A 24,203-nucleotide genomic window follows, 5' to 3' on the forward strand; every position below is an offset into this window, starting at 1 on the left:
CCGTGCTTTTTGTTGCACGGGACCCACGGGTGCAACCAGCACCCGGCTTTCCCTGCGCCCTCTGATATCGAGGAGGGTGAAACGGACGCAAAGCTCGGACGCAACGCGCCGCGAGAATGCAGATTCACATCCCCTCGCTGTTTGACAATTGAATCAGAACCTTCCTCCCGTCGTCCCGGGCTTGCGCGCCGCGGCGAAGCCTCTTGGCGTAGCCGGGACCCGGGACCCATAACCACCGGCCTTTGTGGTGTGCTCCGCTGCAACCGCTTGCTCGCGCCACAACACGACCCTGCGGTTATGAGTCCCCGCTTTCGCGGGGACGACGGAGAGAGCTGCCTGAGGGCAAGGCGACTTGCCCGCCGTAGCTCGTGACCACTATCGCGAGCGCGGTAGATGCAATTTAACCCGATCTCATCGCGCTACAGATGGATCACCCCGCGCCGCGCCGCATGCGCCACCGCATCGGTGCGGCCGGTGGCGTCGAGCTTGTCGAGCAGCGAGCTGACGTGGAATTTGGCGGTGTGCACGGATATCCCGAGCTGCCGCGCAATCGTTTTGTTCGAGGCGCCCTCGGCCATCAGCGCCAGCACGTCGCGCTCGCGCGGCGTCAGCTCGATCTCCGATCGTTCGCCCGCAGGCTGGCCGCGCGAGACCAGCGCGACGCCCGCTGCTTCGCCCGGCGCGGCAAGGCGCAAGCCGGCGACGCCGCCGAGCAGCGAGGCGAGCCGGTCCGCAAGTGCGGGATCGCTGACGTCGATGGCGATGAGGAGGGGAGGCGAGGTCTGTTCGCTCACGTCTCCGGCCTTTCCCCGACTGTCAGCTTGACCCGCACCGGCTCGCCGCCACGCCGCACCGCGACGTCGACGGTGGCGCCGACGCTGTCGGGCCCGAGCGCCCTGAGCAGGGCCCGCACGCCGGAAATCTTCTCGTCGTTCCAGCCGACGATCACGTCGCCTTGCCGGATGCCGGCGGCCGCCGAGGGGCCGGCCTTGTCGACGCTCATCACCATCGCGCCAATGCCGTCGTCGAGCTTGACCGGCTGCAGGCCGAGCCCGAGATAGCCGCGCGCGATTCGGCCATGGGTCTCCAGCCGGCCCGCCACGCGCGCGATGGTCGCGGCCGGAATGACAAGGACGCGCCGCGCGCCGAGCACGGCCATGCCGATGGCGTCGCCGGAGGCGTTGAGCGCGAGCCCACCCTCGTGGCTGGGCCTCAGGCGGACGTCGAGCTCGATGCGCGCATCGATGTCGCCGCCGCGCAGGCTCCGCCAGGTGCCGCCGACCAGCGATATCAGGCCGAGCGCCGCCGCGGGCACGCCACGCTCGGCGGCGACGACCAGCGCCAGCGATCCGAGCGCCGGTACCGCCGATGAAAGTTTGGTCGGCGCGATGTTGGAGGTCTCGACCCGCAACAACGCGACATCGGTGGTGTGATCGCGTCCGGCGATGGTTGCAGTCCGCTCCGTTCCGTCGGCAAAGCGGACGATGACCTCGCCTTCTTCTGCAAGCGCCTCGTCGGCGGTGACGACCAGGCCCGCTTTCCAGACAAAGCCCGAAGCACGCGAGCGGTGCGAGTGCACGGAAACGATGGCCGGCGCGACGCGGGCGACGATGTCGGCGATCGCGCCGGAGAATGTGGCAAGCACTGAGGGATCGGACATGGTAAAACTCCGTTGGATTTTCTCCGATCTGGGCACGCTCCTGCGCCGTTGGAAACTGCCCGGGTGGGCAGGCGTGAACCGCCGCGCCGGAACGGTATCCTTCTTGCATCAGATGTGCATTGCGGCCCTCGATACGAGGCCCAGCTTCTCAATTCTCCTTCCTGACTGGAATTCCCGATATGACTGACCTCTTGATCCGAAATGCCCGCTTGCTGGGCCAGGGCGACGCGCTTGCGGACATCGCGATTTCGGATGGCGTCATTGCCGAGATAGCGCCTCGCCTTGGCGGAGATGCCCGCCTGACGCTGGACGCCGGTGGAAACCTGGTGACGCCGCCTTACGTCAACGCGCATCTGCATCTTTGCAAGGTGTGGACGCTGCCGATGATGACGGAAGCAGCGCTTGAGGCCTATCACGGCGGCGGCATGAACGAGGCGGCGAAGGCGATCGATCTCGCCGCCGCGGTGAAGGAGACATACGACGCGTCCTGGATCATCCCGAACGCCAGGCGTGCGGTCGCGCTGGCGGCGCTGCATGGCAATCTGCACATCCGTGCCTTTGCCGATGTCGACACCAAGGCGCGGCTCGAGGGCGTCAAGGCACTGCTGGCGGTCCGCGAGGAATTCCGCGATATCGTCGATCTCCAGGTCGTGGCGTTCGCGCAGGACGGGCTTGCGCGCGAGCCGGGCGCCGACCGATTGATGCGAGAGGCGATGGCGATGGGCGCTGACGTCGTCGGCGGTATTCCCTGGATCGAATCCAATGCCGACGACATGCAGGCCCACATCGATTTCTGTTTCGATCTCGCCGCCGAGTTCAACGCCGACATCTCGATGTTGCTGGACGACGTCGGCGATCCCAACATGAAGACGCTGGAATCGATGGCGCGCCAGGCGATCGCGCGCGGCTATCAGGGACGCGCGCTGGCGCATCATTGCCGGGCGATGGCGCTCTATCCGCAATCCTATTTCGGCGAATTGACCGAGCTGTTGCGGCAAGCGCGCGTCAGCATCGTCAGCGACCCTCATACCGGCCCGTTGCATGCGCGGGTCAAGGAGCTCCTGCAACGGGGCGTCAATGTCTGCCTCGGGCAGGACGATATTTCCGATGCCTACTATCCATTCGGCAGGAACAACATGCCCGAGGTGGCCTTCCTTGCCGCGCATCTGTTGTGGATGACGAAGGAGCGGGACATCGATACGCTGTATGATATGATCACGTCGCGACCGGCAGCGGCGATCAATCTGGCGAAGTACGGAATCGAGGCGGGCTATCCTGCCAACCTTGTTGTGCTCGACCACCCTGATGTCACGAACGTGCTTCGCTTTCACGCGCCTCCGGCCGCCGTCGTCAGCCACGGACGCGTGATTGATCTTGCCCATATGCGCGACCTGGCGCAGATCAAGTGAAGGATCGGTCGGAAGGTTAAAGACGGATGAGCGATTTGCAGGAAGGTGCCATGCCGCGGTCGGCCGGCGAGATCGCGAGCTATCACGCCCATATCTACTACGATCCGGCCACAACGAGGCCGGAGGCCGAGCGCTTGAGGACATGGATCGGCGAACGCTTTTCGGTCACGCTCGGCCGATGGCACGACGTCAAGGTCGGGCCGCACGATCAGGCCATGTACCAGGTGGCTTTCGCCGCGGAAGTCTTTGCCGAGTTCGTGCCGTGGCTGATGCTCAACCACGGCAGCCTCAGTATCCTTGTGCATCCGAACACGCGCAATCCGCGCCGCGATCATCTCGTTGATCCGCTCTGGATCGGCCGCCCGCTCGCCGTGCACGGCGAGAAGCTGCCGGAAGAGAGCGAACTCGAGCAGGCGCCCCCGCCGAACACGACGCCGCATCTTCGGCCGTGAGTTTTGTGGTTTCGTAGGGTGGGCAAAGCGACTTCTTGCTCGATGGTTCAACAAGCGATGACAGAAGCGTGCCCACCGTCACGAGCGGAGCGCTTGATGGTGGGCACGGCGCTGACGCGCCTTTGCCCACCCTACAAGTTCACAACTCAATTCGCGCTGTCGATCAGATTTTCCAGCAGCCGCTTCAATTCGTTGGTGGACTTGTTGCCGTAGTTCTCGACGATGTGCGCTTCCTGGCTCATGGCGAGCGAGTTCAATCGCTGGCACAGAATTTTTCCGCGCTCGGAGCAGAACATCAGCACCTTGCGGCGGTCCTTCGGGTCCTGGACGCGGTAGACGAGGGCGTCCGACACCATGCGGTCGACGATCTTGGTCAGGGTCGGGTGGTTGAGCAGCACGGCTTCGGCGAGCTCGCCCATCGAACGGCCGTTGCCGTCGAACAGGACCTTCAGGATTCGCCACTGCTCGACCGGCACACCCTCCTTGGCCAGCCGCGATTCAAGCTGCCGGTTGATTTCCCGGTTGGCTTGCGCGAGCAGGTAGGCGAGATGTTCAGTGAGCGGGGTATCTTGGCTTGGCGGTTTGGCCACGATCGAAGACTTTGTTTTGACCCTGATGAGCGAATGACTGGCGCTGATTGCCCGTTCTATATGCATGGCAATTGTTGAAGTTTCAATATTTTCGCCTAGGATATTTGTCGAACGGGTGGGACAACCGGCGGCGCCGTGCATCGATGCACCGCGCGACAAGGGGCGAAGTGTCGGACAGGAGTGGGCGTGCTCTCAACAGTCAGCGTCAACAGCGGCGGCGCCCCCATGCCGCCCTTCGTGTTCAGAGGCCTGTCGGCGCCAACGACCGATCCCTCCTGGCATCCCGCTGATGTCGGCTTCAGCAAGCGAGGTGGCGCCCACAACAAATTGAGGGTCGCGAACTTCCTCACCTTCTCCGGCTCGCCGGGAATTTGGGGGCCGGCCACCACCAACGCGGTGTTGCTCGCGGTCTCCGAGATCAATCGTCGCGGCGGCATTTTGGGCCGCGAGATCGAATTGACGGTGCTGGATGCCGGCGGCCCGATCGAGGATGTCGTGCGCCGTGCCGCGGAGGCGGTCGCCCTTGACGAGGTCGACGTGATCATGGGCTCGCATATCAGCGCGGTCCGCGTCGCGCTGCGCAAGGTCACCGGCGGCCGGGTGCCCTATATCTACACGCCGGTCTATGAGGGCGGCGAGCGCACGCCGGGGGTGATGGCGATCGGCGAGACGCCGCGCTGGCAGAGCCGGCCCGCGATCCACTGGCTCGCCGATGTCAAGAAGGCCTCGCGCTGGTATCTGATCGGTAGCGACTATGTCTGGCCGTGGCAATCGCATCGTGCGGTGAAGAAATATATCGCCGAGTCCGGCGGGCAGGTGGTCGGCGAGGAGTTCGTCCCCGTCGGCGAGGACAATCATTCCGCCCATCTCGACCGCATCCGTGCCGCGCGTCCCGATGTCGTGCTGATCTCGCTGATCGGCACCGACAGCATCACCTTCAACCGCGCCTTTGCCGAGAGCGGCCTGGCGGCAACGACGCTCAGGCTGGCCGGCGCGATGGACGAGACCGTGCTGCTCGGCATCGGCGCCGACAACACCGAGAACCTGTTCTGCGCGTCCGGCTATTTCATCGGCATCGGCTCGCGCGCCAACGATGACTTCCTCAGTCAATATCGCGCCACGTTCGGCCCCATGGCACCGCCGATCGGTTCGGTCGCGCAATCCAACTACGAGGGTCTCCGCTTCCTGCAGGCGGCGGCCGAGCGCGCGGGCTCGCTGGCGTTCAAACCGCTGCTCACTGCGGGACGCAACATCGTCTATACCGGCGCCCGCGGGCCGATCACCATTCGCAGCGGCCGCGCGGAGATGCCGATGTATCTCGCCGAGGCCGACGGCCTCGATTTCAAGCTGATCAAGACGATCTGACGCACGCAAGGGATTGCGTCCGCGCGCGCCGTTCTGCAAAATAATTCTTGAAAAGGAAAATATTTCCGTCTGTAATACCCGGGCGGCCTCGGGTGGGACCGCGTCTTCGCATGCATTCCGCGGCCGCGCGCCATCATCAAGCTTCCAGGGAGAGTGTCTTGTCCGTCGTGCTTCCGACCCCAACGCAACTTCGCGCGGTCGCCGCGCAATGCGGCCTCGCGCTTTCCGACGAAGACGTCGCTTCGTTCCGCGGGCTGATGCAAAGTTCGGTCGACGCCTACAACCTCGTTGCTGCAATGCCCGACGAGGTACCGCCCGTGAAATATCCGCGCACGCCCGGCTATCGGCCGAGCCCGGAGGAGAATCCGCGCAACGCCTGGTACCGCAAGGCGACGGTGAAGGGCGCAGATTCCGGCAAGCTCAAGGGCAAGAAGGTCGCGCTGAAGGACAACATCATGCTGGCCGGCGTGCCCATGATGAACGGCTCGTCGACGCTCGAAGGTTATGTCCCCGATTTCGATGCGACGATCGTGACGCGCATGCTGGATGCCGGCGCGGAGATCGCCGGCAAAGTGCATTGCGAATCCTTCTGCATCTCCGGCGGCAGCCACACCAATTCCACCGGGCCGGTGCATAATCCCTACAAGATGGGCTATTCGGCCGGCGGATCGTCATCGGGCAGCGGCGTCGTGGTCGCGCTTGGCGAGGTCGACATGGCGATCGGCGGCGACCAGGGCGGCTCGATCCGCATGCCGTCCTCGTTCTGTGGCACCTATGGCATGAAGCCGACCTGGGGGCTCGTGCCCTACACCGGCGTGATGCCGATCGAGGTCTTCGTCGATCACACCGGGCCGATGACGGCAACGGTGGAAGACAACGCCTTATTGCTCGAAGTGCTCGCCGGCGACGACGGCTACGATCCCCGCATCAAGGCGCCCAAGGTCGATGAATATACCAAGGCGCTCGGCCAGGGTGTGAAGGGATTGAAGATCGGTGTGCTCAAGGAAGGGTTCGAGCAGGCCGGAGCGGAGCCCGCGGTGAACGAAAGCGTCCGCGAAGCGGCGAAGCGCTTCAAGGATCTCGGCGCCTCCGTCACCGACGTGTCGATTCCAATGCATCTGCTCGGCCCCGCGATCTGGATGCCGATCGGCACCGAGGGGATGACGCAGACCATGATGTACGGCGACGGCTACGGCCTGAGCCGTCCCGACCTCTATTCGACCTCGCTGATGGATTTCCACCGCGGCTGGCGGCGACAGGCGGATTCGCTTTCGGAGACCACCAAGCTGTTGCTGCTGTTCGGCACCTACATCAACAACACGTTCGGCCCGCGCCATTACGGCAAGGCCGTCAACGTCTCGCGCCGGTTGACGGCCGCCTATGACGCGGTGTTCAAGGACTACGATCTGCTGCTGCTGCCGACCACGCCTATGAAGGCGACGCCGCTGCCGCCGGCAAATCCGAGCCGTGAGGATTATGTCGCGCGCGCGTTCGAGATGATCTCCAACACCTCGCCGTTCGACATCTCCCATCATCCGGCGATGTCGCTGCCGTGCGGCATGGTCGATGGACTTCCGGTCGGCTTGATGCTGGTCGGCCGCCACTTCGAGGAATCCACCATCTACCGCGCCGCGCATGCCTTCGAGCAGTCCGGCGACTGGAAGAAGATGTGAGGGAACTGCCGTTGCACTTCGGCCGGATCGCGATGCATGGGTAGCGCATTCGTCGCCGCTTTCGAAATCCTGAGCTTCGGCGCGATCATCGTCCTTGTCGTGCTGGGGCTCGGGATCATCGCCAGCATGATGGGCATCTTCAACTTTGCGCAGGGCGAGTTCGTCCTGCTGGGTGCCTACATCACCTATCTCGCCTATAGCCATGGCCTCCCGGTCTGGGTCGGCATGGCGGCCGCGCCGTTTCTGGTCGGCGCGCTCGGCTTCGTGCTCGAGGCGCTGATCATCCGGCGCTTCTACGCGGCGCCGATCGTCGCGATGCTCGGCACCTATGCGCTCGGCCTGATCATCCGCGAATGCGTGCGCGGCCTGATCGGCGGGCTCTATCTCTCGGTGCCGGAGCCGATCGGCGGCTCGATCGATCTCGGCACCGTACACATCTCGGCATGGCGCTTCACCATCATCGTGATCACGATCCTGGTGATGATCGGCTGCTATCTCTTGCTGTCGCGCACCACGTTTGGCCTGCGGGTGCGTGCCACGCTGGAGAATCCGGCGCTGGCGCGGGCCTCCGGCATTTCCACCGCTGCGATGTACGGCACCACCTTTGCCTTCGGTGCGGCGCTTGCAGGGCTCGCCGGCGCGCTGCTGGTGCCGGTGTTCAGCCTGTTCGCCGATCTCGGCATCCGCTTCCTGATCCAGGGCTTTGTCGCGGTCATGGTCGGCGGCGTCGGCTCGTTCATCGGCCCGGTCGCGGGCGCGGCGGTGATCGGCACGCTCAGCGCAGCGCTGCCATGGGTGATGGCGCCGGTGATCGCCGACATCCTCGTCTTCGTGCTTGCCATCGTCTTCATCAAATTCCGGCCGCAAGGCCTGCTTTCGGGAAAAGGGGTCTAGTCTCATGCGTAGCGATCACTTGAAGTTAAGCCGGCGTCGTTTCCTGCAGAGCTTTGCCTTTGCCTCCACCGCGATCGCGACCGGCGTAGGAAGCTGGGTCATCCGTCCCGAATGGGCCAATGCCGCCGAAGGCCCGATCAAGGTCGGCATCGCCACCGACCTCACCGGCCCGATCGCCTATGCCGGCAATGCCGATGCCAACACGGCCAAGATGGTGGTCAAGGAGATCAACGATGCCGGCGGCCTGCTCGGCCGTCCCATCGAGCTTTTCATCGAGGACACCGCGTCCAATGAGTCGGTCGCGGTCGGCAACGTCCGCAAATTGATCCAGCGCGACAAGGTCGATCTCGTGCTCGGCGGCATCACGAGCTCGATGCGCAACGCGATCAAGGACCCGATCGTCGCCCGCGGCAAGACGCTCTACATCTACCCGCAGCTCTACGAGGGCAAGGAATGCACGCCCTATCTGTTCTGCACCGGGCCGACGCCGGCGCAGCAATGCGACGAGTTCATCCCCTGGCTGATCAAGAACGGCGGCAAGCGCTTCGCGCTGCCGAGCGCCAATTACGTCTGGCCGCATACCCTGAACGTCTATGCGCGCAAGGTGATCGAAGCCAATGGCGGCGAGGTGATCTTCGAGGAATATTACCCGCTCGACCAAGTCGATTTCAGCGCCACCGTCAACCGCATCGTCTCCAACAAGGTCGACGTCGTCTTCAACACGGTGATCCCGCCCGGCGTCGGTCCGTTCTTCAAGCAGCTCTATGAAGCTGGCTTCCTGAAGAACGGCGGCCGGCTGTCCTGCGTCTACTATGACGAGAACACGCTCAACATCAACCAGGCCAATGAGATCGAAGGCCTCGCGAGCTGCCTTGATTATTTCAAGGTGCTGACCAAGGACGATCCGGTCAGCGCCAAGATCCAGGCGACCTATGAGAAGGATTTCCCCGGCAATTTCCTGTTCGCCGCCGGCAGCGCCGCGACCGGCACCTATCGCGGATTGAAGCTGTGGGCCGCCGCCGTGAAGGAAGCCGGCAAGGTCGATCGCGATTCCGTTGCTGCGGCGCTGGATCACGCCAAGATCGCGGAGGGGCCGGGCGGCCCCGCCGAGATGGTGCCGGGCAAGCGGCACTGCAAGATGAACATGTACACCGCGGTCGCCAAGGGCGGCGTGTACGAGATCGTGGCCCGCAGCAGCGGGCTGGTCGACCCCAAGGAATGCTGAGCGAAGAATGGGCGCAACCGAGCAGGCGGTTCGTACGGGGATCGACGAACAGCCGGACATCTCGAAGGCTGAGCACGGCGCGGCCGCGACGCTGACGTCGCAGGCCAAGACGCCGCGCCGGGTCCTGCCGATCGTGGAAATCCTGGTGCTGCTGGTCGCAGTCTTCCTGCCGCTGGTGCTGCAGGATTATCTGACCGTCTTCGCCACCCGCGTCATCATCCTTGCGCTGTTCGCACTGTCGTTCGATCTCGTCTGGGGTTATGCCGGCATCATGAGCTTCGGCCAAGCCCTGTTCTTCGGCTCGGCCGGTTACGGCGTGGCGCTGCTGGCGCGCGACCTCAACGTCACGTCGATCTTTCTGGTGCTGCCGGCGGCGATGCTGATCGGGCTGATATTCTCGCTCCTGCTCGGCTGCTTCCTGTTGCTCGGCCGGAACCCGTCGAGCATGATCTTCGTTGCGCTCGGGACGCTCACCGGGTCCTATGCCGCCGATCGCCTGGCGCGCGGCTGGTATTATCTCGGTGGGCAGAACGGCATCCCCTCGATCCCGCCGATGTCGCTTGGCAGCACCGATATCACGGAGGGGCCAGTCTATTACTACCTCGCGCTCGGCATTCTCTTGGTCGTCTATCTCCTGTGCCGCTTCCTGGTGCGCTCGCAATTCGGCCTTGCGCTCGCGGGTCTGCGCGAGAACGAGCAGCGCATCGCTTTCTTCGGCTACAAGGCGCAGCACCTGAAGGCAATCGTCTTTACCGTCGGCGGCACCATCGCGGGCCTTGCCGGCGGACTCTATGCATTCCACGAGGGTTTCGTCTGGCCTAATATGCTGGGCGTCGTGATCTCGACCCAGGTCGTGCTCTATGTCCTGTTCGGCGGGTCGGGCACGCTGATCGGCGCCGTCATCGGCACCGTGATCATCGAGGGCGTCAGCTTCTGGCTGTCGGACAACTACCGCGACATCTGGCCGATCATCCTCGGCGTATTGCTGCTGCTAGTGATCCTGTTCCGTCCGCTCGGCCTGATCAGCTTCGTGCTCGGCGAGCGCGAGCGCGTCGGCAGCTTCGGCGGAAGAGCGAAGGGGAGCAGTCATGCCGCTCCTTGAAGCCACCGGCATCAGGAAGGTGTTCGGCAAGTTGACCGCGCTCGACGGAGCGGGGCTGACGGTCTCCGAGAACGAATTTCATGGCCTGATCGGCCCGAACGGCTCGGGCAAGAGCACGCTGATGAAATGCGTCGCCGGCGCCGAAACCCCGACCGAGGGCACCGTGCACTTTGCCGGCAGCGACATCACCGCGCTGTCGCCGACCGAGCGCGCCCGCGCCGGCATGAGCCTGAAATTCCAGATCACCAGCGTGTTGCCGTCGCTGACGCTTTACGACAACATCCTGCTGGCGCTGCAGGCGCAATGCTCGCTGCTCGACCTCGTGCTGTCGCGCACCCGCGGCATATTGCACGACCAGGTCATGGCGATGCTCACGCAGTTCCGCCTCGCCGATCGCGCCCATGATGCGGCGGCGACGCTGTCGCACGGCCAGCAGCAATGGCTGGAGATCGCGATGGCGCTCGCGGGCAAGCCGCGGCTGTTGCTGCTCGACGAGCCGACCGGCGGCATGAGCCTGGAGGAGCGGCGCGTCACCGGCGAACTGCTGCAACCGATCAAGTCGCACTGCTCGCTCGTGATCGTCGAGCACGACCTAGATTTCATCCGCGACATCTGCGACCGCCTCACCGTGCTCGATCAGGGGAAAGTGCTGGAGAGCGGCACCGTCGCCGAGATCCAGGCGAGCCCGGAGGTACAGGAGATCTATCTGCGCCGTGCCTGACAGTCAGTTCCTCGATATTATCAATCTCGACGCCGGCTATGGCCGCAGCCAGGTCCTGTTCGACGTCAATATGGGCATTCCCTGGCGCGGCGGCGTCGCCGTGCTCGGCCGCAACGGCGCCGGCAAGACCACGCTGATGAAGACCATCGTCGGCGAACTCGGCCTGTCCAGGGGCGAGCTCAAGTTCGACGGCAAGGATATCGGCCGCCGCCCGACCGAGGAGCGCGTGCGGCTCGGCATCGGCTATGTGCCGCAGGAGCATTCGGTGTTCGCGCGGTTGTCGGTGCGCGACAATCTCGCGGTCGGCGCACTCTATAATCACGACGCCACCGCCATCGACCGGGTGCTGGCGATCTTCCCGAAACTCGCTCAGCGGCTTGAACAGCCCGCCGGCACGCTATCGGGTGGCGAGCGCAAGATGCTGGCGATCGGCCGCGCGATGCTCGGCGATCCGAAACTGCTGCTGTTGGACGAGCCGACCGAGGGCGTCTGGATCGGCGTGATCGAGGAGATCACCGAGCGCCTGATCGAGCTGGCAAAGGACATCGCGGTCGTCATCGTCGAGCAGCATCTCGATCTTGCGCTGCGGGTGGCCGACTACGCCTATGTCCTCGACCGCGGCCGCGTCGCGCTGCAGGGCCCGGCCGCCGCAGTCAGGGACGACCCGGAACTGCTGCGGTATCTGGCTCCCTAAAGGGAGACTTGCGCGGGCCTTTCTGTCATCATTTTTCGGGGTGACCGGCCATTTGGTCTCGATTGTGCCCAAGTCTTGTTCCGTGATATCCAAAGTCAACTCGGTGAATCCTTATCTGGAGCCCGTCAGAGGCTCCGATGCGCCGAACGGGGTTAGATGGGTCAGATTGGGACAGCTGCAGGCGAGCGCCCGCGGGGTGGCGCTCGATGGGTGGGCAAGGCGACATTTTCTGTCGCCTCGTTCGCATTGGCGTCTGCCCTTGCCGTCTGGATCACAGAGATTAACCCCTTGGATTTGCTGCGTGGTTCGGCCTTGGCGAACACGTCCGCGGCGATTTCCTTCAACGATCGGTTCGGGGCGCGCTCGACGCTCGATTCCGCCTTCATCTACTACCCCTCGCGCCCGATGCTTCGTGGCAGCCGCAACGATTTCAACGCGGAATTCGCCCATATCCAGGGTTCGCTGACCGAGCAGCTTCGGGACACCCAGACTGACGAACCCGCGCAAGCCAGCCCGCCCAGCCCGGCGCCGACTCCCGCAGTCGCCGCGATTCCGCTGCCGCGGTCGCGTCCGGTCGATGCCAACCTGCAGGCAAGGAACGATCTGCCCCCGGCGCCGGCACCTGTGGCGCAGGCGGAGGAACGCTCCATTTGGCAGAAGATCACCGACTGGGTGCCAGGACGGGTGCAACTGGCGTCCCTCGAGCCGAATGGCGGAATCCTTCCCGGCACCGGACCGAGCCTGACCACGCTTGGCTATGACAGCACCACCGCCGTCTATGACATCACGGCGCGCACCGTTTACATGCCTGACGGCACCAAGCTCGAGGCGCATTCGGGTCTCGGCGGCCTGATGGACGACCCCTCCCGCGTGAATACCCGCAACGCTGGTGCGACGCCGCCCGGCATCTACGAGATGAAGCCGCGCGAGAAGCTGTTCCATGGCGTGCCGGCGCTGCGCATGACCCCGGTCGATGGCACGGATACGTTCGGCCGCGCCGGCCTCCTGGCCCATCCCTACATGCTCGGCCCGAACGGCGATTCCAACGGCTGCGTCTCGATCAAGAACTACGACCATTTCCTGAAGGCCTACCGCAACGGCGAGATCAAGCGGATTGTCGTCGTGGTCCGGCTCAACGACCGCCCGCCGCAGGCCGCAGCCACGCGCTCAGCGTCGCAGTCGTAGAAGCGGCCGGGGAGTTCGTTTCACCTCTCCCGCTTGCGGGAGAGGATTCTCTCCACCTAGGCAGTGCGACTCGCGGCAGACCCCCATCCCGGCCTTCCCCCTTTCAGGGGGAAGGAGTGCGGCGGCTAGAGGCTGCGTGTCACCTCCCCTTGGAAAGGGGAGGTCGGTTTGCGCGTGGAACGCGCAAACCGGGTGGGGATCATGTTTCTCCACTCGCACCTATGTCCCGGAGGCGCCCGACTCCAGCCCTCTCGGAGCGAGCTAACCGCCGATCTCTTTGCGCACCAGAGCGGCGGCGTCGCACATTGCCTTCAGCTTTCCGAACGCGACGTGCCGCGGCATGTATTTCATGCCGCAATCGGGCGCGACCACCAGCCGTTCGGCGGGCACCTGCTTCAGGCCGCTCCGGATGCGTCCGGCGACCGTCTCCACGGACTCGATCTCGGGATTGCCGAGGTCGAGCACGCCAAGCATGATCTTCTTCGACGACAGCTCCTTGAGCACGCCGAGATCGAGCTTCGGCTGCGCGGCCTCGATCGAGATCTGGTCGGCCGTGGTGTCGTTGAGCTCGCCAAGGAAGGAATAGCCGGCGGGCTTGTTCGAGCCCGGCACGACGGCGGCATAGCCGAAGCAGAGATGAACGACGGTCGGCACCGTGATGCCTTGAAGCGCGCGGTTGATCGCCTTCACGGCATAGCGCTTGGCGAGGTCTGGATTGTTGCGCACCCAGGGCTCGTCGAGCTGGATCACGTCGGCGCCGGCCTTTTGCAGGTCGAGCGCCTCGGCGTTGACGGCTTCGGCGAACGCCATCGCGAGTTCCTCGTCATCCTTGTAGAACTCGTTCTTGGCCTGCTGGCTCATGGTGAACGGGCCGGGCAGGGTGATCTTGGCCGCGCGGTCGGTGTTCTGCCGCAGGAACTGCATGTCGTGCAGTTCGACCGGGCGCGTGCGCTTCACCGGGCCGACCACGCGCGGCACCGGCGTTTGCGTACTGCCGGTGCGGGCGGTGATGATGGCGGGATTCTCGTCATCGATGCCTTCGAGCGCGGTGGCAAAGCGGTTGGAATAGCTTTCGCGGCGGATCTCGCCGTCGGTGACGATATCGATGCCGGCGCGCTCCATATCCCTGATGGCGACGATCGTCGCATCGTCCTGGGCTTCTTCCAGGTGCTCGGCCGGCAACCGCCACATCGCGTGCAGGCGGGTGCGCGGCACGACCTTCGACAGCATGGCGCGGTCGACCAGCCATTCCGGCTGCGGGTAGCTGCCGACAACCGTGGTCGGCAAGAGATGCATCGGGAGGTTCATGATAGTCTCCTTGTTGTTCTTGGTTCAGCGAGGCGCGTTACGCCGCGCGGGTTGCCGCGGCCGCGACTTCGTCCTTCACGGGATTGCGCAGCACGCCGATGCCGGAAATCTCGACCTCGACGACATCGCCTTCCTTCATCCAGAGCGGCGGGGTGCGATAGGCGCCGACACCGCCGGTGGTGCCGGTCACGATGACGTCGCCGGGCGCAAGCTCGGTAAAGGTCGAGCAATAGGCGATCAAGGCAGGGACGTCGAACACGAGGTCCGAGATCGGTGCCGCCTGCACCTCGACGCCGTTGAGGCGGGTGGCGATGCTCTGTTTGCTGATGTCGGAAAGCTCGTCGGTCGTCACCATCCACGGGCCGAATGCGCCGGTACCGACGAAGTTCTTGCCCGGGGCAAATTGCGAGGTGTGGCGCTGCCAGTCGCGGATGCTGCCGTCATTGTAGCAGGCATAGCCCGCCACATGCGAAATCGCAGCCTTGCGCGAAATCCGCCGGCCGGCCTTGCCGATGATGACGGCCATCTCGCCTTCATAGTCGAAACGCTCGGATTCCAGCGGGCGGATCATCGGCTGGCCGGCGCCGACCTGGCTGTTGGCGAAGCGGGTGAAGATCATCGGATGCGGCGGCGTCGGATGGCCACTCTCGGCAAGGTGCGTGGCGTAGTTGACGCCGATGCAAAGGATCTTGTCGGGATCGGGCACGGTCGGCAGCAGCTCGACATCCTTGAGCGCGTAGTCGGCGCGCTCGCCCTGCAGCTTCCTCAATTCGTCGAGCGAGCCCTCCGCAAGCAGCGCCTTCAGCGTCGGAAAGTTCTTCAGTCGCTTGCCGGTGTCGATCACGCCGGAATCGGTGACGATGCCATAGCTCGCGACACCAGCCGCCTTGAAACTTGCGATCTTCATGATTTGACACTTTCTTCGATGGAGGAAACGTAGGCGTCGATAGGCGACACGATCTCGCCCGAGCGGATCGGGACGCAGTCGGGCGGAAATTCCTGGCGGAAGTGGGCGCCGAGCGCCTTGGCGCGATCGAGGAAATCCTCGAGATGGTCCATCGCGCCGGTCGGCAGATCGTGCACCACCATCAAGGTCCAGGGCTGCGAACGGCATTGATCGAGCGCACGGCCGACCCAGCCGTCCGGATCGTCCCAGTCGCGCGGGATCGCATTCCAGAGCACACAGCTATGTTTGTTGCTCCTGAGGTAGTCGACCACGGACGGCTTGAGCAGACGGTCGTCGAGATTGCCGCCGCCGCCGAACGGGCGGAACCAGCGCTGCGGATGGGCGAGGGCGCCGATCGCCGCCTGCGTGCGGCCGATCTCGTTTTCCGCTGTATTCGCATCGATCTGCTGGCCGAGCGGAATGCTGTGGGTGAAGGTGTGGTTGCCGATCCAGTGGCCGTCGTCATGGGCGCGGGCCGCGAGCCTGCGCCGCGCGGGATCGCGGAGCTTCTCGCCGATCACGAAGAACGTCGTCTTGATGTCGCGCTCGCGCAGGATGTCGAGCACGCGCGGCGTGACTTCCGGCTCGGGGCCATTGTCGAAACTCAATGTCAGGTCGAACACGCTGGCATCCTTTACGTCGTCGGCTGCACGGCGCCGGACCCGACGTCGTCGGCAGCGCTCTGGCCGGCGCGGGTGCCGGTCTGCCAGATCGCGACCTTGCGCTCGATCCACTTGATCAAGGCGTTGAAGGCCATCGCCATGAACAGCACCAGCAGCACGCCGGCGAACACATGCGGGCTGTCCAGGATGGTGCGGTAGCGCGAGATCAGGTAGCCGATGCCGGCGGACGAGATCAGCATCTCCGACACCACCACGCCGACGATGACGAGCGCGCCGCCGACGCGCAGGCCCGACAGCACGGTCGGGATCGCGGCGGGAATGATGACACGGACGAGGCGCTGGCTCGTGGTTGCGCCCATGCTGCGCGCCGCTAGTATGAGCTGCGGGTCGATGGTCTGGATGCCAGCTGCGGTTGCGAGCATCGTCGGCAGGAAACCGTAGATCGAGGCGAAGGCGATCTTGGATTCCGTGCCGATGCCGAGCCAGACAGTGAACACGGGATACAGGATCACCAGCGGCACCGCATAGAGGCTCGATACCATCGGCATGATCAGCACGCGTGGCCGCGGCAGGCTGCCGACGATGGCGCCGAGCAGGATGCCGCCGCCGCAGGCGATCGCCATCGAGATCGCGACCTCATAGAGTGTCACCGCCAGCGCGTGGCCATATTCCGGCGCCTCGTTCCATCCGGCCCTGAGCGTCGAGGACAGCGACGGCAGGAACAGTTCCGGAATGAGACCGGTGCGCGGCAGGATCTCCCACAGCGCGATCAGGCCGATCACGATCAGATGCCGCAGCGTCTTCGCGCTCATCGCAAGCCTCACGCCGATTTGCGGATATGCCGCCAGATGCGGTCGCGCAGCGTGCCGAAGGCATCGCCGCTCAGCATCTCATAGGTGCGCGGCCGCGGCAGCGGCACCTGCAGATGGTCGACGATGCGGCCGGGCCGAGCCGACATCACGATCACCTCATCGGCGAGGTAGACCGCTTCGGTCAGGCTGTGGGTGACGAACACCACCGTCTTGCCGGTCGCCGACCAGATGCGCAGCAATTCGTCGCCCATGGTCATGCGGGTCTGCTCGTCGAGCGCGGCGAACGGCTCGTCCATCAGCAGCACCGGCGGATCCTGCACCAGGCCGCGCGCGATCGAGACGCGCTGCTTCATGCCGCCGGACAATTCATGCGGATGACGCTTGCCGAAACCGTCGAGCCCGACCAGCTTCAGCGCCTCCTGCGCCTTGGCGCGACGCTCCGCTTTCGCCACGCCGCGCAGCGCCAGCGGAAACTCGACATTCTCCTCCGCGGTGAGCCAGGGGAACAGGCTCGCCTCCTGGAACACCACGCCGACACGGTCCGGGTCCGGCTTGGGGATCGGCGCGCCGTTGATGGTGATGGTGCCCGTGGTCTGCTGGCGCAGACCCGCCATCATCATCAAAAGCGTCGACTTGCCGCAGCCGCTCGGGCCGACCAGCACGACGAAGCGGCCCGGCTTGATCTCGAGCGAGACGCTGTCGAGCGCGACCACGTCCTGCGTCGACGTCTTGAAGATTTGGCCGACATTCTTGACCTCGATCGCGCCGGCGCGCGGCGGAGGCTTTAGCGGGGTTACGTTCGCCAATGGCTGCATCGCGTTTCCACCCATCTGATCAGTTCGTTGAAGGTCATCGCGATCGCCGCGACCATCACCACGCCTGCCAGCAATTGCTTCATCTGAAAATTCTCGCCCCAGGTCGCGATCTGGTGGCCGATGCCGTCGCGCGAGGCGTACATTTCGGCGAGGATCACGCCGGTGAGGTTGAAGATCATGGAGATCCGCAACGCCTCCAGCAGCACTGGCAGCATGCTCGGCAGATAGACGCGGAACGCGGTCTGCGCCGGCGTCGCGCCGTAGGAGCGGGCGACCGTCAAATGCTCCACCTTCACCGACTCCACAGCCGTCGTGGTCGACATGATCACGATGAAGATGGTCGAGAAGAAGCCGAACCCGACCTTCTGCGAGAAGCCGACGCCGAACACCAGGATGAACATCGGCAGGAAGATCGATTTCGGGATGCTGAAGGCGAAGAACAACAGCGGCTTTGCCACTTCCGCAAAGTAGCGGTTTTCCGCGATCAGGAACCCGATCAGTGCGCCAAAGGGGACCGCGAGCGCGAACGCCGCCAGCACTTCGGTTGCCGTCACCATCAGATCCTTGCGGACGGCGGCGCGCTGCAGGAGATCGCCGAGCGTCACCAGCGTGTCGGACGCCGACGGCAGCAGCCGCGGATTGACGATGCCGGTGCGCGACAGCAGTTCCCACAGCGCAAAGATCGCGACCACGATCGCGATCCGCGCCAGCTTTATGGCAAGTGTATCCTGCATCTCAGAACTTCGTCGGCACCGGCTTGAACTTGGTGGAGATGATCTCCTCCACCGGCACGATATCCTTGAGCCCGCCGAGCTTGGCGAGATCAAGCGAAAGCTGCACGGCGGCGGGCACGTTCGCGGCACCCATGTTGCCGTCGGTCTCCAGCTTCAGAATCGTGTTCTCATATTCCAGCGCGGCGATCTCGGCCGGCATCTCGTAAAGCTCGGCGATCAGCTTCACCGTTGTGTCGCGGTTGGCGCGCATGAATTGCAGCGCGCCGTAGAGCGCGTTGACGGCCTTCTGCACCACCTCGGGCTTGGCATCGGCATATTTGTCGAGCACGATCCAGCCTGCGCTCAGATTCGGCGGCACTTCCTTGGCGTAGTCGAGGATGGTGCGGGCCTCGCCCGACTTCGCAATCTGGAAGCTGAGCGGCGAATAGACCACGGCGGCATCGACATTGCCCGCGAGCAGGTTCGGCACCAGGCCGCCACCGCCGACCGGCACGCGGGTGAATTCGAGCTTCTTGTCCTGCGCCGTCCACAGCGCGAGCAGGTCGGAGCCGGAGCCGGCCGAGGTGATCGCGACCTTCTTGCCGTTCAGATCCTTCACCTCGAGCGTCGACTTGACCGGCACCATCAGTTGCCAGCCGAAGCTGCCCATCGCGGCATTGGCGACGAGCTTCGACATCACGCCCTTCTTGCGCCCGGCCGACACCAGGGACGGAGGGTCGAGGATGATGTCGGCAGCACCTGCCGCCATCGCCTCGAAGGTCTCGGCACCACCGCGATAGATGGTCAGCTCGGCGTTGATGCCTTCCTTTTCGAACAGCTTCTGCCGCACGGCGGTCTCGGCGATCGTCGTCGGCCAATAGGTCTTGGTCGGCAGCCCGACGCGAATCGTCTCGGCCGCGGATGCGGCGATGGGCGCTGCGAGCACGGTGACGGCGACGAGCGACGCCAGGGCATGGCGGCGGGACATGGGCATAGTTCTGTTTCCTCCAGGATGACTGCTTGTTTTCCGGGAACTGCGCCCGGCCTTCAGTTCGTGCCGTTCACCTCCGAGATCCGGGGCGCGGCGAGCTCGACGAATTCCATGGTGATCGTGAAGTGCTTGGACAGCGCGATGACGGCGGCGTCCGCGTCGCGCCGGCGTACGGCTTCGACGATCGCAGCGTGCTCGGTTTCGACGTCGCGCGGCTCGCCGCGTCGGATCGACAGCCGGCGATAGCGCTCGCTCTGCTCGTGCAGTTCGTCGCGAAAGCCGAGCAGCCATCGCGAGCCGCAGGCATTGACGAGCGCGCGATGAAAGACGCGGTGGCGCACCACCCATTCCTCGTAATGCACGCCCGGCTGATCGGGATAGCGGTAAGGCACCGCCTTGAGCGCCTCCCAGGCGGCCTCGACGGCGGCGAGCCAGGCTGCGTCGCCGCGTTCGATCGAACGCCGCAGCGCCAATCCTTCGATGTCGATCCGCGTCTGCGTGACGTCGGCGAGATCGGCGAGCGAGACCGGGCTGACGCGAAAGCCGCGCTGGTCGGAGGCCTGCACCAACCCGTCCGCCACCAGTCGCGACAGCGCCTCGCGCACCGCGGCGAGGCTGACGGAAAACTGCTTGGCGAGCCCGGCGATGTGGAGCTTCTGCCCGGGCAAGAGCCGGGTCGAAAGGATGTCCGCGCGCAGCCGCTCCTGCACCGCAGACGTGAGGCTTCGCGGCCGCTCGTCGCCAAATCCCTCACGAAAACTCAACTCGATGCTGTTCATGGCGGCGGAGATTGACGGGCCCGACCACTGCCGTCAATCGAAAATCGATTTTTCCTATTCTCGAGTTCCGTGATGCGACGACGTGCCTCGCAGCGTGTTCACCGCGAGTGATGCTGGTATGGCGGATACCATTTCGCAGTCGCAAAAAGTCTGACCGCTTGAAGATGGGAGCAGGGCGACGCGCCATTGCAGTGGCAAGTCGGAATGGTTCGGCGTCCAGTCTAGGCCGCGTGGATCGACCGCTGCTTCTGATCGAGCAGAGCAGGGATCTGTTCGGCCGGAACCGGGCGGCCAATGAAATAGCCCTGGGCCTCGTCGCAATTGGTCTGGCGCAGATATTCGAGCTGGTCAGCCGTTTCCACGCCTTCCGCCACCACGCCGATGCGCAGCTCCTGCGCAAGCCCGATCACGGACTTGACGATCGCAGCGCAGTCGGGCTGCACCAGCATGTCGCGGATGAAGGATTGGTCGATCTTGATGCGGCTAAAGGGCAGTTTGCGCAAGTATGTCAGCGACGAGAAGCCGGTGCCGAAATCGTCGAGCGCAACCGTTACCCCCAAATCCAACAGCGAGTTCAGGATCGACAAGGCTGATCCATACTTTGCGATCAGCATCGATTCCGTGATCTCGATCTCGAGCCGTTCGGGACGCACGCCGGCTCGCGCAAGCGCCTGCACGATCGTCTGCAGGATGCCGGCATTGTTGAACTGCACCGCGGAGAAGTTCACGGCCACGCGGATGTCGTCGGGCCATTCCGCAAGCGCCAGGCAGGCGCGGTCGACCACCCATTCGCCGATCTGGTGAATCAGCCCGGTCTCTTCCGCGATCGGGATGAAGTCACCAGGCGACACCAGCCCCCGCTCGGGATGCTGCCAGCGCAGCAGCGCTTCGAACCCGGTGATGCGGTTTTCGCCGATCTCGATGAATGGCTGATAGACCAGGAACAACTCGTTCCGCTCGATTGCCCCTTCCAGATCCCGCCGCAATGCCAGGCGATCGCGCGCCGACTTGTCGTCGCCGGGTTCGAAGAAACAGATCGTGCCGGGTCCCGTCTTCTTGGCGCGATACAGCGCGATGTCGACGTGTTTCATGAGGTCGTGGGGCGTGTTGCCGTCGCGCGGCGCCAGCACGATGCCGACGCTGGTTGCCCCGAACGCTTCGCGTCCATCGATCACCAACGGATCGTCGAAGGAGGCAACGAAACACTCGGCGATCTCGAAGGCCTCTTTCGGCCTGGTCAGATTGGCCATGATCAGCGCGAACTCGTCGCCACCGATGCGCGCGACGTGCTCGGTGGCGCGGGTGCAGCGCTGCAATCGCGCAGCCGCCTGGATCAGAAACTCGTCGCCGGCGGGATGGCCGAACTTGTCGTTCACTTCCTTGAAGCGGTCGAGATCGAGCAGCAGGACGGCAAACTCCTCGCCGGTGCGTGCCAGCCGGTCAAGCGCGGCTTCCAGGTTTTCGTTGAAGGCTATGCGGTTCGGCAGCCCAGTCAGCAGATCCCGCCGCACGGTCCGCTCCGCCTCGAGCTGCACGATGATGCGCCGTGTGAATTCGAAGGAATTGACGAACACGGCGCGGAGCAGCACGGAGCCATAGATCGCGAGCAGGATTGCAACCAGCAGGTAGACGAAGTCGCCAATCCTGTACAGGCAGATCGTGGAGCCGATAAAGATCGGCGTGGTAAAGGCGATGGCGGCGATCGGGATGGTGGCGAAAGCGAGCGCGCCGCCCGCAAGCATTCCGGCGCAAAGACAGGTGATCACCAGTTGGCCGCCGTTGGAGGCGTTGGCAAAGAATGCCACCGGAACGATCGCCCACGCGGACCCCAGCACGACTGCGTTTAGCACCAATCGATGCATGGTTCGGCGAGAGACGAACTGCGGCTTTGCAATTCGTCGCGACGCGCGTGATTGCCATCCGAGCCATGCTGCGCCAAAGGCCACGGCCGCGGTCCAGATGCTGGCACGAAGCCAGTCCGCCGAGTGCCAGAGCGCGATCGCAAAGATGGTCGCGTTGCAGACGTTGGCCAGCATGAAGCCGACGGCATGGCCGAGCACAAGCGACATCTGCTCGGAGCGGATGTAGCCGGCGCCCGTCTCGTCCGTCGCCGGTCCGCCGAACGCGGCGAGATCGCCGGCGAACAATTTTGAGAAATATGAGCTCAGATACGTCCGCATCCCTCGCCCTGCAGGCCTGGCCCCAAGGCGGGCGCCGATTGCGGAACCTCGCTGCAAAGCTTTGACAAACTATGAATTATGGATCGGGCGGACATTGCAACAAGACGTTGTGATAACCGTGTGCGCGTGCATCGCTAACAAATCGATACAAATGCGCTTGACCGCGATTGAGCGCGGCGCCGGCGGAGCCGCCAACTGAGCGTGGCAGTCAGGGCCCTCAGGCGAAGGCGCATGGCCATAAGTCTTTTCAAATTGTAGCTTTGTCTGTACGACCACAGAAAATAAAAACCTGGGGGAAACAAAATGAACAATAACGATGACGGCTTGGAATTTGATTACGTCATCGTCGGCGCCGGTTCCGCCGGTTGCGTACTCGCCAATCGCTTGAGCGCCGACGGCAAGAACTCGGTGCTGCTGCTCGAAGCGGGACCCAGGGACACCAACGTCTGGATCCATGTACCGCTCGGCTACGGCAAGCTGTTCAAGGAAAAAACCGTCAACTGGATGTACCAGACCGAGCCCGAGCCGGAACTGCACGGGCGCCAGGTCTTTCAGCCCCGCGGAAAAGTGCTGGGCGGTTCGAGCTCGATCAACGGTCTGCTCTATGTGCGCGGCCAGCACGAGGATTACGACCGCTGGCGTCAGCACGGCAATGCCGGTTGGGGCTATGACGACGTGCTGCCTTATTTCAAGCGGGCGGAAGACCAGCAGCGCGGCGCGAATAAGTATCACGGCGCCGGCGGTCCGCTGCCGGTCTCGGACTGGCGGCATCACGATCCGCTGTCGGAAGCCTTCGTGAAGGCGGCGGCCGAGGTCGGCATTCCCACCAATCCCGATTTCAATGGCGCGACGCAGGAAGGCGCCGGCTTCTTCCAGACCACGACGCGGCGCGGGCGCCGCGCCAGCAGCGCGTTCTCCTATCTGCGCCCGGCGATGAAGCGCGGCAATCTGCATGTCGAGACCTCGGCGCTGGCGCAGCGCATCGTCTTCGAAGGCCGCCGCGCTCGTGCGGTCGAATTCAAGCAGGAGGGGCGGGTCCGCACGGCGCGTGCGCGGCGCGAGATCCTGGTCGCCGGCGGCGCCTACAACTCACCGCAACTGCTGCAGCTCTCCGGCGTCGGCCCGGCGGCGCTCTTGAAGAAGCACGGCATCGAGGTCGTGCTCGACCAGGCGGGCGTCGGCAATGATCTGCAGGATCATCTGCAGGTGCGGCTGATCACGCGCTGCCTGCAGCGCGTCACGCTCAACGACGTCGTCAACCATCCGCTGCGACGCCTTTGGGCGGGCGCGCATTATGCGGCCTTGCGGCGCGGCCCGCTGACGATCGCCGCCGGCACTTCGGGCGCATTCTTCAAGACCGATCCGCGACTGGCGACGCCGGACATCCAGATCCACTTCATCCCGTTCTCGACCGACAAGATGGGCGAGAACCTGCACATGTTTTCAGGCTTCACCGCCTCCGTCTGCCAGCTCCGCCCCGAAAGCCGCGGCTCGCTCCGCATCAAAAGTGCGGACGCTTCCGTGCCGCCGGAAATCCGCATCAATTATCTGTCGACCGAAACCGACCGCCGCGCCTTCATCGATGGCCTCCGCATCCTGCGCAAGATCCTTGCAGCGCCGGCGCTGAAGACCTATTGCGCGGAAGAGATCGAGCCGGGTCCGAAGACGATCAGCGATGAGGACCTGCTCGATTTCTGCCGCCGCACCGGCTCAACGGTCTATCACCCGACCTCGACCTGCCGCATGGGCAACGACGCGCTGGCCGTCGTCGACCAGCGGCTCAAGGTGCGCGGCATCGAAGGTTTGCGCGTGGTCGATGCCTCGATCATGCCCGACCTGATGTCGGGCAACACCAACGCGCCGACGATCATGATCGCGGAGAAGGCGTCCGATATGATTTTGGAGGATGCGCGCTGATCGCCTCTCCCTGCCTGCGGGAGAGGCCGGATCGCATCGCAAGATGCGATCCGGGTGAGGGGAGCCTCCGCGAATCCGTCTGCCACCATATACGCGGCGAGAGCCCCTCACCCCAACCCTCTCCCCGTAAGAACGGGGAGAGGGAGAAG

The 24,203-nt window shown here is 64.4% G+C and carries 23 protein-coding genes; 11 read left to right on the forward strand and 12 right to left on the reverse strand.

The features are described 5' to 3' along the window. Positions 1-419 precede the first annotated feature (419 nt). Both ACZXDY_RS32710 and ACZXDY_RS32715 read right to left on the reverse strand, forming a co-directional pair. Positions 420-794 (reverse strand): response regulator transcription factor, encoded by a 375-nt coding sequence (locus ACZXDY_RS32710; protein ID WP_464348355.1) that lies wholly within the window; start codon positions 792-794, stop codon positions 420-422. After that, positions 791-1,660 carry a S1C family serine protease gene (locus tag ACZXDY_RS32715; RefSeq protein ID WP_464348356.1) on the reverse strand — a complete coding sequence of 290 codons (870 nt, stop codon included), beginning with the start codon at positions 1,658-1,660 and terminating at the stop codon, positions 791-793. Before ACZXDY_RS32715 ends, ACZXDY_RS32710 begins: the two co-directional genes overlap by 4 nt. A 179-nt stretch (positions 1,661-1,839) precedes the next feature. Between ACZXDY_RS32715 and ACZXDY_RS32720 the strand changes: the two genes are divergently transcribed. Then, complete coding sequence (locus ACZXDY_RS32720) at positions 1,840-3,069, forward strand: amidohydrolase family protein (protein ID WP_464348357.1); 1,230 nt, start codon at positions 1,840-1,842, stop codon at positions 3,067-3,069. Between the two features lie 50 nt (positions 3,070-3,119). Then, positions 3,120-3,521: a DOPA 4,5-dioxygenase family protein gene (locus tag ACZXDY_RS32725; protein WP_464348358.1), complete on the forward strand. Its 402-nt coding sequence runs from the start codon at positions 3,120-3,122 to the stop codon at positions 3,519-3,521. 146 nt (positions 3,522-3,667) lie between these two features. On the opposite strand, the gene ACZXDY_RS32730 is transcribed toward ACZXDY_RS32725, so the two are convergent. Next, positions 3,668-4,111 (reverse strand): MarR family winged helix-turn-helix transcriptional regulator, encoded by a 444-nt coding sequence (locus tag ACZXDY_RS32730; protein WP_028162613.1) that lies wholly within the window; start codon positions 4,109-4,111, stop codon positions 3,668-3,670. A 186-nt stretch (positions 4,112-4,297) separates the two neighbouring features. Between ACZXDY_RS32730 and ACZXDY_RS32735 the strand changes: the two genes are divergently transcribed. From ACZXDY_RS32735 to ACZXDY_RS32770, 8 genes are all read left to right on the forward strand, one after another. Continuing rightward, complete coding sequence (locus ACZXDY_RS32735) at positions 4,298-5,476, forward strand: substrate-binding domain-containing protein (protein WP_464348359.1); 1,179 nt, start codon at positions 4,298-4,300, stop codon at positions 5,474-5,476. Between the two features lie 158 nt (positions 5,477-5,634). Continuing rightward, entirely contained in the window at positions 5,635-7,149 is a 1,515-nt protein-coding gene (locus ACZXDY_RS32740) for an amidase (protein ID WP_464348360.1), read from the forward strand. A gap of 36 nt (positions 7,150-7,185) precedes the next feature. Continuing rightward, positions 7,186-8,043 carry a branched-chain amino acid ABC transporter permease gene (locus tag ACZXDY_RS32745; RefSeq protein ID WP_282529974.1) on the forward strand — a complete coding sequence of 286 codons (858 nt, stop codon included), beginning with the start codon at positions 7,186-7,188 and terminating at the stop codon, positions 8,041-8,043. A 4-nt stretch (positions 8,044-8,047) separates the two neighbouring features. Beyond that, entirely contained in the window at positions 8,048-9,268 is a 1,221-nt protein-coding gene (locus ACZXDY_RS32750) for a substrate-binding protein (protein ID WP_464348361.1), read from the forward strand. Positions 9,269-9,275: 7 nt separating this feature from the next. Then, complete coding sequence (locus tag ACZXDY_RS32755; RefSeq protein WP_028162608.1) at positions 9,276-10,370, forward strand: branched-chain amino acid ABC transporter permease; 1,095 nt, start codon at positions 9,276-9,278, stop codon at positions 10,368-10,370. After that, complete coding sequence (locus ACZXDY_RS32760) at positions 10,357-11,091, forward strand: ABC transporter ATP-binding protein (RefSeq protein WP_464348362.1); 735 nt, start codon at positions 10,357-10,359, stop codon at positions 11,089-11,091. The genes ACZXDY_RS32755 and ACZXDY_RS32760 overlap by 14 nt, the downstream gene beginning before the upstream one ends. Then, positions 11,084-11,785 (forward strand): ABC transporter ATP-binding protein, encoded by a 702-nt coding sequence (locus tag ACZXDY_RS32765; protein WP_464348363.1) that lies wholly within the window; start codon positions 11,084-11,086, stop codon positions 11,783-11,785. Before ACZXDY_RS32760 ends, ACZXDY_RS32765 begins: the two co-directional genes overlap by 8 nt. A 312-nt stretch (positions 11,786-12,097) precedes the next feature. Next, complete coding sequence (locus ACZXDY_RS32770; protein WP_464348364.1) at positions 12,098-12,970, forward strand: DUF2778 domain-containing protein; 873 nt, start codon at positions 12,098-12,100, stop codon at positions 12,968-12,970. Positions 12,971-13,231: 261 nt separating this feature from the next. Here ACZXDY_RS32770 and ACZXDY_RS32775 read toward each other — a convergent pair whose 3' ends face one another. The 9 genes from ACZXDY_RS32775 to ACZXDY_RS32815 form a co-directional block, all read right to left on the reverse strand. Next, positions 13,232-14,278, reverse strand: a complete 1,047-nt coding sequence (locus ACZXDY_RS32775; protein ID WP_464348365.1) for a uroporphyrinogen decarboxylase family protein — start codon at positions 14,276-14,278, stop codon at positions 13,232-13,234. A 37-nt stretch (positions 14,279-14,315) separates the two neighbouring features. Continuing rightward, the gene (locus tag ACZXDY_RS32780) at positions 14,316-15,185 is read right to left on the reverse strand and encodes a fumarylacetoacetate hydrolase family protein (RefSeq protein ID WP_464348366.1); all 870 of its coding nucleotides are present in this window, start codon (positions 15,183-15,185) and stop codon (positions 14,316-14,318) included. After that, positions 15,182-15,847 (reverse strand): polysaccharide deacetylase family protein, encoded by a 666-nt coding sequence (locus ACZXDY_RS32785; protein WP_464348367.1) that lies wholly within the window; start codon positions 15,845-15,847, stop codon positions 15,182-15,184. Before ACZXDY_RS32785 ends, ACZXDY_RS32780 begins: the two co-directional genes overlap by 4 nt. A gap of 11 nt (positions 15,848-15,858) precedes the next feature. Beyond that, on the reverse strand, positions 15,859-16,659 hold the full coding sequence (locus ACZXDY_RS32790; protein ID WP_464348368.1) for an ABC transporter permease: 801 nt from the start codon (positions 16,657-16,659) through the stop codon (positions 15,859-15,861). Positions 16,660-16,667: 8 nt separating this feature from the next. Next, a complete protein-coding gene (locus ACZXDY_RS32795; protein WP_051396585.1) occupies positions 16,668-17,474 on the reverse strand; it encodes an ABC transporter ATP-binding protein in 807 nt (268 codons plus the stop codon). Further along, positions 17,453-18,208 (reverse strand): ABC transporter permease, encoded by a 756-nt coding sequence (locus ACZXDY_RS32800; protein WP_464348369.1) that lies wholly within the window; start codon positions 18,206-18,208, stop codon positions 17,453-17,455. Before ACZXDY_RS32800 ends, ACZXDY_RS32795 begins: the two co-directional genes overlap by 22 nt. A 1-nt stretch (position 18,209) precedes the next feature. Continuing rightward, complete coding sequence (locus ACZXDY_RS32805) at positions 18,210-19,181, reverse strand: ABC transporter substrate-binding protein (RefSeq protein ID WP_028162598.1); 972 nt, start codon at positions 19,179-19,181, stop codon at positions 18,210-18,212. A 53-nt stretch (positions 19,182-19,234) separates the two neighbouring features. Then, the gene (locus tag ACZXDY_RS32810) at positions 19,235-19,957 is read right to left on the reverse strand and encodes a GntR family transcriptional regulator (RefSeq protein WP_464348370.1); all 723 of its coding nucleotides are present in this window, start codon (positions 19,955-19,957) and stop codon (positions 19,235-19,237) included. A gap of 221 nt (positions 19,958-20,178) precedes the next feature. Next, the gene (locus ACZXDY_RS32815) at positions 20,179-22,137 is read right to left on the reverse strand and encodes a putative bifunctional diguanylate cyclase/phosphodiesterase (protein WP_464348371.1); all 1,959 of its coding nucleotides are present in this window, start codon (positions 22,135-22,137) and stop codon (positions 20,179-20,181) included. Positions 22,138-22,440: 303 nt separating this feature from the next. Here ACZXDY_RS32815 and ACZXDY_RS32820 point away from each other — a divergent pair, with 303 nt between their 5' ends. Beyond that, positions 22,441-24,054, forward strand: coding sequence for a GMC family oxidoreductase (locus tag ACZXDY_RS32820; RefSeq protein ID WP_464348372.1), 1,614 nt, complete (start codon positions 22,441-22,443; stop codon positions 24,052-24,054). The last annotated feature ends 149 nt before the right edge of the window (positions 24,055-24,203 follow it).

This window comes from Bradyrhizobium sp. LeoB3 (genome assembly GCF_055456055.1).

Bases quoted from the DNA above. Each gene is read 5' to 3' on its own strand.
- ACZXDY_RS32820 (WP_464348372.1), top strand. From the start codon at position 22,441: ATGAACAATAACGATGACGGCTTGGAATTTGATTACGTCATCGTCGGC.
- ACZXDY_RS32815 (WP_464348371.1), bottom strand. From the start codon at position 22,137: ATGCGGACGTATCTGAGCTCATATTTCTCAAAATTGTTCGCCGGCGAT.
- ACZXDY_RS32720 (WP_464348357.1), top strand. From the start codon at position 1,840: ATGACTGACCTCTTGATCCGAAATGCCCGCTTGCTGGGCCAGGGCGAC.
- ACZXDY_RS32715 (WP_464348356.1), bottom strand. From the start codon at position 1,660: ATGTCCGATCCCTCAGTGCTTGCCACATTCTCCGGCGCGATCGCCGAC.
- ACZXDY_RS32745 (WP_282529974.1), top strand. From the start codon at position 7,186: ATGGGTAGCGCATTCGTCGCCGCTTTCGAAATCCTGAGCTTCGGCGCG.
- ACZXDY_RS32755 (WP_028162608.1), top strand. From the start codon at position 9,276: ATGGGCGCAACCGAGCAGGCGGTTCGTACGGGGATCGACGAACAGCCG.
- ACZXDY_RS32790 (WP_464348368.1), bottom strand. From the start codon at position 16,659: ATGAGCGCGAAGACGCTGCGGCATCTGATCGTGATCGGCCTGATCGCG.
- ACZXDY_RS32775 (WP_464348365.1), bottom strand. From the start codon at position 14,278: ATGAACCTCCCGATGCATCTCTTGCCGACCACGGTTGTCGGCAGCTAC.
- ACZXDY_RS32780 (WP_464348366.1), bottom strand. From the start codon at position 15,185: ATGAAGATCGCAAGTTTCAAGGCGGCTGGTGTCGCGAGCTATGGCATC.
- ACZXDY_RS32760 (WP_464348362.1), top strand. From the start codon at position 10,357: ATGCCGCTCCTTGAAGCCACCGGCATCAGGAAGGTGTTCGGCAAGTTG.
- ACZXDY_RS32810 (WP_464348370.1), bottom strand. From the start codon at position 19,957: ATGAACAGCATCGAGTTGAGTTTTCGTGAGGGATTTGGCGACGAGCGG.
- ACZXDY_RS32750 (WP_464348361.1), top strand. From the start codon at position 8,048: ATGCGTAGCGATCACTTGAAGTTAAGCCGGCGTCGTTTCCTGCAGAGC.
- ACZXDY_RS32800 (WP_464348369.1), bottom strand. From the start codon at position 18,208: ATGCAGGATACACTTGCCATAAAGCTGGCGCGGATCGCGATCGTGGTC.
- ACZXDY_RS32795 (WP_051396585.1), bottom strand. From the start codon at position 17,474: ATGCAGCCATTGGCGAACGTAACCCCGCTAAAGCCTCCGCCGCGCGCC.
- ACZXDY_RS32725 (WP_464348358.1), top strand. From the start codon at position 3,120: ATGCCGCGGTCGGCCGGCGAGATCGCGAGCTATCACGCCCATATCTAC.
- ACZXDY_RS32805 (WP_028162598.1), bottom strand. From the start codon at position 19,181: ATGCCCATGTCCCGCCGCCATGCCCTGGCGTCGCTCGTCGCCGTCACC.